Origin of the sequence: Leucobacter musarum subsp. musarum (assembly GCF_001273845.1) — a bacterium.
Taxonomy (GTDB): Bacteria; Actinomycetota; Actinomycetes; order Actinomycetales; family Microbacteriaceae; genus Leucobacter; species Leucobacter musarum.
The window spans coordinates 28,131-40,773 of the sequence record NZ_JHBW01000087.1; the positions used below are offsets into that span (position 1 = coordinate 28,131).

Below are 12,643 nucleotides of genomic sequence, written 5' to 3' on the forward strand. Positions count from 1 at the left end.
CCGTGAGTACCGGAGATGCCTTGAGCATTCGCCCGCAGAGCCCCAATCCCGCTTCGCTCGAGGCGGTGGTCGGCGACTTCGGATTCACGGTCGATGGATCCGTCGCAGGACTCGCCGCGACCGGGGTCTCGCTGGACTCGCGCGACGTGCGCCCCGGGGATCTCTACGTCGGGATGCCGGGTGCGCACCGGCACGGTGCCGATTTTGCGGCGCAAGCCGTGCAGTCAGGCGCCGTCGCCATCCTCACGGACGCGGCCGGTGTGCACCGGGTGCGCGAAGCGGGCCTCGATGTGCCCGTGCTTGTTTCGGAGTCGCACCCGCGCACGGTGCTCGGCGAGGTGTCGGCGCGGGTCTATGGCACGGCGGCATTGTCGGCCCGCACCTTCGGAGTGACCGGAACGAACGGCAAGACCAGCGTCGTGTACCTCATCGCCGAACTGCTGCGCGCCGCGGGCATCACCGCCGGATTGAGCTCGACCGCTGAGCGCCGCATCGGCGACGAGGTCATCGTGAGCAACCTGACGAGCCCCGAAGCCTCCGAATTGCATGGACTGCTCGCCCGCATGGTCGAGGTCGGAGTGTCGGGCGTCGCGCTCGAGGTTTCAGCGCAGGCGGTCGTGCGTCACCGACTCGACGGCGTGCATTTCGACGTGGTCGCGTTCAACAATTTCTCGCAGGATCACCTCGACGAATTCGGTGATCTCGAAACCTATTTCGCGGCCAAGCTGGCGTTGTTTGCTCCGGAGCACGCCGCGCGCGGGGTCGTCGTCGTCGACACTCCGTGGGGGCAGCGCGTTGCGCGCGAGTCGAAGATCCCCGTCACCAGGCTGGCCACCGAGTACGGCCAGGACGCCGATTGGCATCTGGCGGTCACCCGGCAAAACCTCGACGGCGTATCGTTCGTTCTGCAGGGGCCGGAGGGCGCGCACTTCCGGGGCAGCGTGCCGGTGTTCGGCCGGTTCATGGCCGAAAACGCGGCGTTGGCGCTCATCATGCTGCACGAGGCAGGCATCCCGCTCGCCCAGGTCGAGGCGGGTCTCGAACGGGGGCGCATTCCGGTGTTCATTCCGGGGCGGCTCGAGCAGATGACGCTGCCCGGAAGCGACGGGCCCCGCTTCTACGTCGATTACGGACACACCCCGGGTGCATTCGAAGCGATGCTCGATGCACTCGGCGAAGTCGCTCCGGGAAAGGTGATCTTCTTGTTCGGAGCCGACGGGGATCGCGACACCACGAAGCGCGAGGAGATGGGTCGTATCGCCGCAGCTGGGGCTGACACCGTGATCGTCTGCGATTATCACCCCCGCTCCGAGCCGCCGGAGGTGATTCGCGCGCAGCTGCTCGCCGGAGCCCGTTCCGCACACCACGCGACGGTCATTGAAGAGGGTGACCCGCGCACCGCCGTGCGGCTCGCCATTTCGCTTGCCGAACCCGGGGATGTTATTTTGTATGCCGGTCCAGGACACGAGGACCACCAAGAAGTCGCCGGGAAATTCCTTCCGTACTCGGCGCGTGACGAAGTTCGCGGCGCGCTCCGCGAGGCAGGATTGCTCCCGTGATTGAACTGACACTCGCCGAGATTGCGACCGCCGTCGGCGGACGCCTCGTTCCGGGAGCGACCGGCGTGCCCGACACGACGATCGTCTCCGGTGAATCCCAGACGGACTCGCGCGAGGTCGGCCCCGGGCATATCTTCTTTGCCCGCCGCGGCGAAGAAACCGATGGGCACCGCTTCGCCGATCGTGCCATCGACGCGGGCGCGTCGTTGCTCGTCGTCGAACACGAAGTCGACGACCGAGTTCCGCAGATCGTGGTCGCCGACAGTACGATCGCGCTCGGCGATCTCGCGACCGAGGTCGTGAGTCGAGTGCGTGCGGCAGGGAATCTGACCATTGTCGGGATCACCGGCTCGAACGGCAAGACCACGACCAAGAACCTCGTGCAATCCATGGCCGAGCGCACCGGAGCCACGGTGGCCTCAGCGAAATCGTTCAACAACGAGGTCGGCGGGCCGTTGACGATGCTGCGCGTTGCCGCAGACACTCGCACGCTGGTCGCCGAGATGGGCGCGAGCGGCGAGGGCGAAATCGCCCGGTTGACCGCCATGGCGCCTCCGCACATCGGAGTCGTGCTCACCGTGGGGCTTGCCCACGCCGGCGAGTTCGGTGGCATCGAAACCACCTTCCGTACCAAGAGCGAGATGGTGCGCGACCTTCCCGAGTCCGCCGTCGCCGTGCTCAACCGCGATGATCCGCGCGTTGCACAAATGGCCGACTTGACGCGCGCGCGCGTGCGCTGGTTCGGTCTGGGCGCGGACGCGGACGTGCGTGGTGCCGACATCGAATCATCGGCCGAGGGCACGCGGTTCACGATCCGCGCCGACGGTGCAGAAGCTCCCGTGCACTTCCGGGTGCTGGGGGAGCACCATGTGATGAACGCACTCGCGGCGGCAACGGTCGGCCTCGAACTCGGCCTGGGACTCAGCGACGTCGTCGCCGAGCTCGAAGCGGCGACACTCGCCGCACCGGGGCGCATGGAGGTGCTCGGTGGCCGTGACGGCATCACGATCATCAACGACGCTTACAACGCGAGCCCCGACTCAATGAGCGCGGCGCTCCGCACGCTGGCGCAGATTCGCAAGCCAGACGGGCGATCCGTCGCCGTGCTGGGTGCGATGAGCGAGCTCGGCGAGTACTCGATCGAAGAGCACATCCGGGTCGCTTTGCAGGCTGTGCGCCTGCGCATCTCAGAGCTCGTCGTCGTCGGCGCCGCAGCTCGCCAGCTGCACATCAGCGCGATCAACGAGGGATCGTGGGACGGCGAGAGCGTGTTCTTCGAAACTCAGGACGAGGCATTCGCCTACCTCTCCGACACACTCCGCCCGAATGACACGGTCATCGTGAAGTCCTCGAACGCCGCAGGGCTGCAGCAACTCGGCGACCGACTCGGGGAGGCGCACGCATGATCGCGCTGCTGATCGCGGGCGGGTTCTCGCTGCTCTATTCGCTGCTGCTGACACCGCTGTTCGTGCGAATATTCAATCGCCTGCGCTGGGGCCAGCCGATCCGTGTCGACGGACCGAAAGAGCACGAGGTCAAGCGCGGCACCCCCACCATGGGTGGCATCATCTTCCTCTCGGGGTCGGTGATTGCGTACTTCGTGGGCAAACTCATCATGGGAGAGCAGCCGTCGCCTTCGGCGTTGCTGGTCATTCTCATGGCGGTCGGGGCCGGGCTCGTCGGGTTCATCGACGATTTTATGAAGACGCGTCAGCAGCAGTCCGCCGGGCTCGGCGGCTGGGCGAAGATCGCCGGTCAGGTCATCATCGCCGTCTCATTCGCAGTGCTCGGACTGCAGTTCGCGAATGAGGCCGGGATTACACCGGTCTCCACCCACATCTCGGTGTTCAGGGACCTGCCGTTCGACTTCATGACCTTCGGAGCGATCGCGGGCGTCGGCCTGGTCGTGATCTGGGTGATGGTCATCGTGACGGCAACGACGAATGCCGTGAATGTGACTGACGGCCTTGACGGACTCGCCGCGGGGTCGGCCATCTTTGCCTTCGGTGCCTACCTGCTGATCGGGTTCTGGCAGTCGGCGCAGAGCTGCATTAGCACGGGATCCGAACCCGGCTGCTATGACGTGCGCGATCCCATGGATCTCGCGGTCATCGCCGCGGCATTCCTCGGCGGCGTCGCCGGCTTCCTGTGGTGGAACACGAATCCCGCACACATTTTCATGGGCGACACCGGCTCCATGGGCATCGGCGGCGCCATCGCGGCCCTCGCGATCCTGACCCACACCGAGGTGCTGCTGCTGCTCATCGGCGGGCTCTTCATCATCGAGACCGGTTCGGTCATCGTGCAGCGCATCTACTTCAAGGTGACCCACGGCAAACGTATCTTCTTGATGAGCCCGATCCACCATCACTTCGAGCTCAAGGGATGGGCGGAAGTCACGGTCGTGGTTCGATTCTGGATCGTCGCGGCACTGTTCGTCATCGCTGGGGTCGGTGCCTTCTACGGCGAATGGCTGCTGCAGCAGCCGTGAAAGGACACGACGCGATGAGCATGGGCGACACGAACGCGGAGGCGCAGGAACCCGGGGGGTCGGCGGCAATCTACGCACGACTGGTGGCCGACCGGGTCTCGGCGCTCTCCAGCTGGCACCACGACTGGAGCGGATTGCGTGTGGCCGTGCTCGGCCTCGGCGTGACCGGGTTCTCGGTCGCCGACACGCTGGTCGAACTCGGCGCGAGGGTGCGGGTGATCTTCGGAGCGCCCGATGCGGAGCGCGAACGACTGCTCGACGTCATCGGTGCGGAACGATTCGTGGATGACGATGACACGGCGCAGCTCGCGGATCTCACGGACTTCGATCCCGAACTCATCGTGGTGTCGCCGGGCTATCGACCCGATCACCCGCTGACGACGTGGGCGACTGAGCGCGGCGTGACCGTGTGGGGCGATATCGAGCTCGGATGGCGCCTGCGAGATAAGACCGATCGCGTCGCCGATTGGATCTGCATCACCGGCACCAACGGGAAGACCACGACCACCCAGCTCACCGCGCACATGCTCGCGGCGGGGGGACTTCGCGTTACGCCGGCCGGGAATATCGGGACGCCGATTCTTGACGCACTCCGTGATCCGCAGGGCTACGACGTCATCGTCGTCGAACTGTCGAGCTTTCAGCTCGAGCGCCTCGGCCAGATCTCGCCGTACGCGAGTGCGTGCCTGAACTTCGCTGACGACCATCTCGATTGGCACGGGAGCCCCGCGGCCTACTGGGCCGCGAAGGCAAAGGTGTACGAGCGCACGCAAGCCGCCTGTGTCTACAACCGTGCGGACGCCGAGACGGAACGCATGGTCGAAGCAGCCGATGTGATCGAGGGTGCTCGCGCGATCAGCTTCGGTCTCGATACCCCGCCCTCGAGCGGATTCGGGGTCGTCGAGGGAATTCTCGTCGATCGCGGGTTCCATGCGGGTCGGCGATCCGAAGCCTATGAGCTGGTGACCGTCGACGAGCTCGCCGAGCACGATCTCGGTGCGCCCCACATGGTGCAGAACATTCTCGCGGCCAGCGCACTCGCACGCTCGCGCGGAGTCGAACCCGGCGAAATCGCGAGTGCGATCCTGAGTTTCACGCCGGACCCCCACCGTGCGCAGCACCTCGGCGAAATCCGCGATCTGCGTTGGATCGATGATTCGAAGGCGACGAACGCGCACGCTGCCGACGCCTCCTTGCGCGCGTTGACGGATGTCGTCTGGGTGCTGGGCGGGCTCCTCAAGGGCGTCGATATCGACGCGCTCGTGAGTGCCCACGCGCATCGACTGCGCGGGGCCATTGTCATCGGTCGGGATCGAGCTCCCGTGCTCGAGGCGCTGCGGCGGCACCTCGGCGAACGACCGGTGATCGACATCATCGACGCCGACCTGGACGCGGACGGGATCATGCGCGCGGTCGTGACGGAAGCGCTCGGGATCGGCCAACCCGGAGACATCGTGCTGCTCTCGCCGGCGGCGGCCTCGATGGACCAGTTCGAGAGCTACTCCGATCGCGGCCGTCGGTTCCAGGCGGCTGTGCGAGAGCTGGAGTGATGTCAGCGGGTGCGGGGCCGAGCGACGGCACGGGCAGAGCTCCGATTCAGGCGATCATCCGTCTGGGCGGGGTGCTGCGCACCGGGTCGGATCGCACCGTTGTCGCGCTCTACACCATCACCTTCCTCTTGGTGGGGTTTGGCCTCATCATGGTGCTGTCGTCATCTTCGATTACCTCCTATCTTGCGGACCAGGGCTTCTTCGGCGGCTTTTGGCGGCAGGTGATCTTCGCGGTGATCGGCATCCCACTGATGCTCGTTGCCGCAGCGATGCCGATGCAGTTCTGGAAGCGGTACGCGTGGCTGTTCCTCGGTATCGGCATCGTGCTGCAGCTGCTCGTGTTCACGCCACTCGGCGTCGAGGTCTACGGCAACCGCAACTGGATTCAAATCGGCGGGTTCACCGCTCAGCCCTCTGAAGCGCTGAAGCTCGCCCTCGTGGTCTGGGTCGGTGCCGTCTTGCAGCGCAAGGAGCCGCTCCTCGGGCAGATGCGACACGAGCTCATTCCGGTGGTGCTGCCGGGCGCCGTCATTGCGCTCGGCGTGGTGCTGCTCGGCCGAGATCTCGGCACGGTACTCATCATGGCGGCCATCGTGTTCGGTGCGATGTACTTCGGCGGCATCAGCTGGAAGACACTCGGGGTGACCGCACTGGGCGGAGCCCTGGCGGTGGCTTTCTTCGTGCTATCCAGTCCGAACCGCATGCAGCGGCTCCTCAGCCATGCAGGCGGCACTGACGACTACAGTGGCATCGACTGGCAGGCGACGCACGGGCTCTGGGCGCTCGCTGGCGGCGGGTTCTTCGGGGTCGGACTGGGCAATTCGAAGGCGAAGTGGTCGTGGCTCCCCGCAGCCGACAACGACTACATCTTCGCCATCATCGGCGAGGAGCTCGGCTTCATCGGCGCACTGCTGGTCATCGCGCTATTCGTCGTACTCACGGTGGTTATGCTGCGCCTCATCACACGTACGCGCGACCGCTTCGGCCGCACGGTCGTCGGGGGCATTCTCGTGTGGATCGTGGGCCAGGCATTCGTGAACATCGGCGTCGTGATCGGCATCCTCCCCGTGCTCGGGGTGCCGCTCCCGCTCATCAGTTCGGGAGGCACCGCACTCATCGCGTGTCTCATCGCCATCGGCGTGGTGATTTCGATCGCGCGCGATACCGCACAGCACTCAGAGGAGATCTCACCGCAATGACCCACTATCTGCTCGCCGGCGGCGGCACCGCCGGGCACGTGAACCCGCTGCTCGCCCTCGCCGATCTGATCCGCGCCGAGGAGCCGGACGCGGTGATCGTGGTGCTCGGCACCCGAGAAGGGCTGGAAGCGCGACTGGTTCCGGAACGCGGATATGAGCTCGTGCACATCGAACGGCTTCCGTTTCCGCGTCGACCGAACCTCGCCGCGTTCCGTTTTCCCTGGCGATTCGCTCGGGCGGTCTCGCAGGTGCGCGCCCTGATTCGTGAGCGCAACATCGATGTGGTCATCGGATTCGGCGGATACGCGGCGGCTCCGGCCTATCGTGCCGGCGCGCGCGAGCGTATTCCGGTGGTGATTCACGAGGCGAATGCGAAGCCTGGAATGGCGAACAAGCTCGGCGCACGGAGCACGCCGTACGTCGGGGTGACGTTTGCGGGCACCCCGATCACGGGCGCCCGTGTGACCGGAATGCCGCTGCGGCCGGAGATTGCGGGGCTCGATCGGCAGGCGCTTCGTGCCGAGGCCCGTGCCCACTTCGGGCTCGCTCCCGACCACCGCACATTGCTCGTCACTGGCGGGTCGCTCGGCGCGCGGGCGTTGAACCAGGGAATTTCTGGTTCGGCCCGCGAACTGGTGTCGGCCGGAGTGCAGGTGCTGCACGTCTGGGGCGGACTCACTGAGCTCGCCGACCCGGGGGTGCCGGGCTACTCGGTGGTGCCGTATTGCGATCGCATGGATCTGGCCTTTGCGGCCTGCGATCTTGCGGTGTCGCGCGCGGGATCGACCACCGTGAGCGAGCTTGCCGGACTGGGAGTCCCGTCAGTGCTCGTGCCCTATTCGGTCGGCAACGGCGAGCAGCGTTTCAACGCGGCGGGCGTCGTCGAAGCGGGCGGTGCTCTGCTGGTGGAAGACGGCGAGCTCGGCGCCGAATGGGTGCGGCACACCCTGATCCCGCTGATCGTCGATGATGCGCGACTCGCCGACATGTCGGAGCGCGCGCGCCGCGCAGGCTCGCTCGATGGAACGGCGCGACTGCTGAGCCTCGTGCGCGAAGCGTTAAGCGCGACGCGCAGCGCGTGAACTCGTCGCGCGGGCGTCGCGCGATACTCTTGATTGTCGGTTCGTGCTGAGGAGGCGCCATGATCTATCCCGATCTCGAGCTGGAGATCCCTGAAGATCTCGGCAACGTCCATTTCGTCGGTATCGGCGGGTCGGGCATGAGCGGAATCGCCCGCATGTTGCATGAGGCGGGGGTGCGCGTCACTGGTTCTGACCGGAGCGCGAACTACTCAACCGCGGCGCTCGAGGCCCTCGGCATTCACGTGAGCATCGGTCACGATGCGGCGAACGTCGGCGACGCGGACACCCTCGTCGTGACGGGTGCACTCTGGACGGACAACCCCGAGTACCAGCGCGCACTGGAGGCCGGCATTCCGGTGCTGCACCGATCACAGGCGCTCGCCTGGCTCGCGCGTTCCGGGCGACTGGTCGCGGTGGCCGGCGCGCACGGAAAGACGACCTCGACGGGCATGCTGGTGACCGGGTTGCTCGGACTCGGTGCTGATCCGTCGTTCGTCAACGGCGGCATTATTGAGTCGTTGGGAACGAGCTCTGGAACCGGAGCAGACGACCTCTTCGTGATCGAGGCGGATGAATCCGACAAGTCCTTCCTGCTCTACGACACTGCTGTCGCGCTGATCACCAACGTCGATCCCGAGCACCTCGACTTCTACGGCTCGCGCGAGGCGTTCATGCAGGCATTCGTCGATTTCGCCCGCGGGGCGAGCGAGCAGATCGTCATCTCTGCGGACGACCCGGGAGCGCGCGAAGTGCTCGAGGCTGTGCGTGCGCAGGGGAGTGCTGCCGCGATTCGCACCTTCGGTCGAGACGAGAGCGCCGACGTGCGCATCGTCGAGGTCGATGACTCGGGGCCCGTTCGCTTCACCGTCGAAATCGCAGGCGAGCGCTACAGTGCGCAGCTTTCCGTGTTCGGCACGCATAACGCGGTGAATGCGGTCGGAGCGCTCGCGGTTCTGACCGGGCTCGGCTGGGCGCCCGATGCGGCACTCACCGCCATCGCCGAGTTCGGGGGTACGAAGCGACGGTTCGAGTTCCACGCAGAGGTGGGCGGGGTGCGTGTGTACGACGACTACGCGCACCACCCGACCGAGGTTGCTGCTCTGCTGGATTCCGCGCGCGCGGTGGTCGGGGACGGGCGGCTCATCGCGATCCACCAACCGCACCTCTACAGCCGAACGCGCCTGTTCCACCGCGAATTTGCCGAGGTGCTCGAGCAGGGCGCTGATCACACCGTGGTGCTCGCTGTTGACGGCGCACGCGAAGATCCGGCGCCCGAGGTGACCGGCGCGCTCGTGTCTGACGACTTCGTCGATGCTGAGCGAGTGACCTATCTGCCCGAGTGGGGCGACGCCGCGGCGTACCTCGCCGAGATCGCACGGCCCGGCGACGTCATGGTCACGATGAGCTGCGGCACGGTGTATCGCATCATTCCTCAGGTCGTCGAGGCGCTGCGCGACCGGTTCGAGCCCGAGGCGCGGTGAAGCGGCCGAGCGGGTTCGATCGCTCGCCAGAGCCAGAGCCCGAAGCATCGCGGCCCGCTTCCGCGGAGCCGCGCACGCCGGAGCGGGCGCGCGGTGCAACGCCGTTCGACGCGAGCGCGGCGGAGCGCGGCGACGCGCCATCGATCGTGGATCGGCTCCGAGGGCGCCGCGCCGGGATGAGCAAGCACCAGAACGCCTCCGCGCCCGACACTGGGCTTGAGGCCGTGCCTGAGGCGGGTTCCCCCGCGTCGCCGGTTGATGACGCCGAATCGTCGAGCCGCGAGGCAGCGGTGGCACCGACGGTCGATCTCAGCGATGTGCGCGCAATTCGCGCGGGTGCAGAGACGTCGCTGGAGCGCCGGCGCGAGCGGGGCGAGCCCGACAGCGTGCGTGCCGCAGAACGTCGACTGAAAGCTGCCGCGAAGCAGCGGCGCGCGCGCTTCCGTCTGGAACGGAAGCGTTTCTCTGCTGCCTCGAGAGGGCGACGGCGATTCTGGATCATTGCTGGAAGCGTCGGCGCGGCCCTCGCCCTCTTCGTTGCGGCAGGGGTGTTCACACCACTCATGGCCGTACGCGACGTCCGCGTCGAAGGCGCGGCGACGGTCAACGAAGCAGACATCTCGGCGGCGCTGCAGCGCTTCACCGGCGTGCCTCTTGCTCTCGTCGACGATGCCGAGGTGCATCGCGCGCTCGAACCTTTCCCGGTTATTCAACGCTATGCCGTTGAGCGCGTGCCGCCCCACACTCTCATTGTGCGGATCCAAGAACGCGTGCCCGTCCTCTCGGTCGCCGGTGACGCGGGGTTCTCGATCTACGATGCCGCTGGAGTGCTGCTCGGTACCGCAGAGGCGGCCCCGGCCGGAGTGCCGGTTGCCGGTGGCGCACTCGCCAACCTCGATTCTGACGCGTTTCACTCGGCCGCTCGGTCGTTGCGCGACATGCCCGACGAGCTTCGGGCTCAGATCGTGGGCGCGACGGCGACGAGCGCGCAGGACGTGACGTTGACGCTCGCCTCGGGAGTTGAAGTGCTCTGGGGCGATGCGACGGATACGCGTCGCAAGGCAGTGGTGCTGCAAACGATGCTCACTGCACTCGCCGATCAGTCGGTGAGCCGAATCGATGTCTCGTCGTCCGAGGCTCCCGTATTCGTGCAATAACGGCGTGGCGGCATGCGCACGGACGCGTTCGGACGAAGTTTCGTACCGGTCGCGGCGTGTCTGCCTCTGGTGGCGGGGCACTCCCCATACGGTGGTGCGCAGGAAATGTATACGGCGATACTAACACTTAACCTTAAGTAGAGGTTGAAGGTTAGGGGCGGAGGAACCACGTGTCAGCGAACCAGAACTACCTTGCGGTGATCAAGGTCGTCGGCGTCGGCGGCGGCGGCGTGAACGCCGTCAACCGCATGATCGAACTCGGACTCCGCGGAGTCGAGTTCATCGCTGTCAACACCGATGCCCAGGCGCTGCTGCTCAGCGATGCCGACGTCAAGCTCGATGTGGGGCGCGAGCTGACCCGTGGTCTCGGCGCCGGCGCCGACCCCGAGGTCGGGCGACGTGCGGCTGAGGATCACGCCGAGGAGATCGAGGAGGCTCTGTCGGGGGCTGACATGGTCTTTGTCACCGCGGGGGAGGGCGGCGGTACCGGAACGGGCGCCGCTCCCGTGGTCGCGCGTATCGCGAAGTCGATCGGCGCACTCACCATCGGCGTCGTCACTCGACCGTTCAGCTTCGAGGGGAAGCGCCGCGCTGCACAGGCCGATTCCGGGGTGCACACGCTTCGCGAGGCCGTGGATACGCTCATCGTTGTACCGAACGATCGCCTGCTCGACATCAGCGAGCCGGGCATCAGCATGATCGAAGCATTCGCCGCCGCGGACCAGGTGCTGCTCGCCGGAGTCTCGGGGATCACCGACCTCATCACGACACCGGGTCTCATCAACCTCGACTTCGCCGACGTCAAGTCGGTCATGCAGGGCGCGGGTGCGGCACTCATGGGCATCGGTTCCGCACGGGGAGCCGACCGCGCGATTAAGGCCGCTGAGCTCGCCGTCGCATCTCCGCTGCTCGAGGCATCGGTCGAAGGCGCGCACGGCGTGCTGCTGTCGATTCAGGGGTCATCCAACCTCGCGCTCAGCGAGATCTACGAGGCCTCCACGCTGGTGCAAGACGTGGTGCACCCTGAAGCCAACATCATTTTCGGTACCGTCATCGATGACACGCTCGGCGATGAGGTGCGCGTCACGGTGATCGCTGCCGGCTTCGACGAGGAGCCGAGCCCCCAGGTCACCGGCCCCGAGCGTGGACGTCGCGGCAGTCATGTCGAGAGCCTGGAAGACGTCGCCGCGCCGGCACCGCGCGCCGCGGGTGCGACCGCGGAGGCTACGGGCCTGGGCTACCCGGGATTCAATGCATCGCAGGATCGCGAGGCCGCTACGCAGAATCCGCCGACCGGGCAGTTCGGCGAGGTGCTCTCCAACCCTCCGGTCGAGGCGCAACTGTCGGATCCGGCATTCGACGGAGATGACGACGACGATCTCGACATTCCCGAGTTCCTCCGGTAGCGGCGACGGGTCGCGCACATGGCAGACGATGCAACGCTCGCATACCCGGGGCTCGGGGATCGCCTCGCCTCGGTGCGCGCCGAGATCGCTGACGCTGCCCGGGCCGTGGGGCGGCAGCCCGACGATCTGACGCTGATCGTGGTGACCAAGTTTCACCCGGCTGCTCTGGTCACGGAGCTCGCGGCGCACGGCGTTCGCGATGTGGGTGAAAACCGGCACCAGGAAGCCCAGGAAAAGGCGGAAGCGGTAGCTGATCCCGCGCTGTCCTGGCACTTCATCGGACAGTTGCAGACGAAGAAGGCACGCCAAGCCGCCCGCTATGCCCGTGCGATTCATTCCATTGATCGCGAGCGTCTCGTTGATGCCCTGGACGGTGTCGGTACGCCGCTCGACGTGTTCCTGCAGATCAACCTCACGGATGATCCGGGGCGCGGGGGAGTTGCACCTGCAGGCCTCGAAGCACTCGCCGAGCGCACATTGCGCGCCGAAGATCTTCGCCTGCGTGGCGTCATGGCAGTTGCCCCGCTCGAAGAGCCGCCGGCCGCGGCATTCGAGCGACTCGCCCAGTATTCCGAGCGCGTGCGCGCGCTCGCACCCGAGGCGACCGCCATTTCTGCGGGCATGACGCACGACTTCCGGGAGGCCATTGCCGCTGGCGCGACACACCTGCGGATCGGCAGTGCAATCACGGGGAAACGCCCGGACCCCCGGTAGTCTC

General features: G+C 66.5%; 10 protein-coding genes. All 10 read left to right on the forward strand.

What is annotated here, in order from left to right; all coding sequences use genetic code 11:
* Positions 1-2 precede the first annotated feature (2 nt).
* The 10 genes from CH42_RS09135 (at position 3) to CH42_RS09180 (ending at position 12,639) form a co-directional block, all read left to right on the forward strand.
* The gene (locus CH42_RS09135; RefSeq protein ID WP_053352904.1) at positions 3-1,559 is read left to right on the forward strand and encodes a Mur ligase family protein; all 1,557 of its coding nucleotides are present in this window, start codon (positions 3-5) and stop codon (positions 1,557-1,559) included.
* Positions 1,556-2,965, forward strand: a complete 1,410-nt coding sequence (locus CH42_RS09140; RefSeq protein ID WP_053352905.1) for a UDP-N-acetylmuramoyl-tripeptide--D-alanyl-D-alanine ligase — start codon at positions 1,556-1,558, stop codon at positions 2,963-2,965. Before CH42_RS09135 ends, CH42_RS09140 begins: the two co-directional genes overlap by 4 nt.
* Entirely contained in the window at positions 2,962-4,050 is a 1,089-nt protein-coding gene (gene mraY, locus CH42_RS09145; RefSeq protein ID WP_053352906.1) for a phospho-N-acetylmuramoyl-pentapeptide-transferase, read from the forward strand. The genes CH42_RS09140 and mraY overlap by 4 nt, the downstream gene beginning before the upstream one ends.
* A 20-nt stretch (positions 4,051-4,070) precedes the next feature.
* Positions 4,071-5,600 (forward strand): UDP-N-acetylmuramoyl-L-alanine--D-glutamate ligase, encoded by a 1,530-nt coding sequence (murD, locus tag CH42_RS09150; RefSeq protein ID WP_082309426.1) that lies wholly within the window; start codon positions 4,071-4,073, stop codon positions 5,598-5,600.
* Positions 5,600-6,799 carry a putative lipid II flippase FtsW gene (gene ftsW / locus CH42_RS09155; RefSeq protein WP_053352907.1) on the forward strand — a complete coding sequence of 400 codons (1,200 nt, stop codon included), beginning with the start codon at positions 5,600-5,602 and terminating at the stop codon, positions 6,797-6,799. The genes murD and ftsW overlap by 1 nt, the downstream gene beginning before the upstream one ends.
* Entirely contained in the window at positions 6,796-7,881 is a 1,086-nt protein-coding gene (locus CH42_RS09160) for a UDP-N-acetylglucosamine--N-acetylmuramyl-(pentapeptide) pyrophosphoryl-undecaprenol N-acetylglucosamine transferase (protein WP_053352908.1), read from the forward strand. The genes ftsW and CH42_RS09160 overlap by 4 nt, the downstream gene beginning before the upstream one ends.
* 59 nt (positions 7,882-7,940) lie before the next feature.
* Positions 7,941-9,362, forward strand: coding sequence for a UDP-N-acetylmuramate--L-alanine ligase (gene murC, locus CH42_RS09165; protein WP_053352909.1), 1,422 nt, complete (start codon positions 7,941-7,943; stop codon positions 9,360-9,362).
* Positions 9,363-9,538: 176 nt separating this feature from the next.
* On the forward strand, positions 9,539-10,519 hold the full coding sequence (locus CH42_RS09170; protein ID WP_156322527.1) for an FtsQ-type POTRA domain-containing protein: 981 nt from the start codon (positions 9,539-9,541) through the stop codon (positions 10,517-10,519).
* 170 nt (positions 10,520-10,689) lie between these two features.
* Positions 10,690-11,925, forward strand: a complete 1,236-nt coding sequence (gene ftsZ, locus CH42_RS09175) for a cell division protein FtsZ (RefSeq protein ID WP_053352911.1) — start codon at positions 10,690-10,692, stop codon at positions 11,923-11,925.
* 18 nt (positions 11,926-11,943) lie between these two features.
* Positions 11,944-12,639 (forward strand): YggS family pyridoxal phosphate-dependent enzyme, encoded by a 696-nt coding sequence (locus tag CH42_RS09180; RefSeq protein ID WP_053352912.1) that lies wholly within the window; start codon positions 11,944-11,946, stop codon positions 12,637-12,639.
* Positions 12,640-12,643: the final 4 nt, after the last annotated feature.

Excerpts from the sequence above, each read along its gene's own strand:
- CH42_RS09180 (WP_053352912.1), top strand. The coding sequence starts at position 11,944 with ATGGCAGACGATGCAACGCTCGCATACCCGGGGCTCGGGGATCGCCTC.
- mraY (WP_053352906.1), top strand. The coding sequence starts at position 2,962 with ATGATCGCGCTGCTGATCGCGGGCGGGTTCTCGCTGCTCTATTCGCTG.
- murD (WP_082309426.1), top strand. The coding sequence starts at position 4,071 with ATGGGCGACACGAACGCGGAGGCGCAGGAACCCGGGGGGTCGGCGGCA.
- CH42_RS09170 (WP_156322527.1), top strand. The coding sequence starts at position 9,539 with ATGAGCAAGCACCAGAACGCCTCCGCGCCCGACACTGGGCTTGAGGCC.
- ftsW (WP_053352907.1), top strand. The coding sequence starts at position 5,600 with ATGTCAGCGGGTGCGGGGCCGAGCGACGGCACGGGCAGAGCTCCGATT.
- CH42_RS09160 (WP_053352908.1), top strand. The coding sequence starts at position 6,796 with ATGACCCACTATCTGCTCGCCGGCGGCGGCACCGCCGGGCACGTGAAC.
- murC (WP_053352909.1), top strand. The coding sequence starts at position 7,941 with ATGATCTATCCCGATCTCGAGCTGGAGATCCCTGAAGATCTCGGCAAC.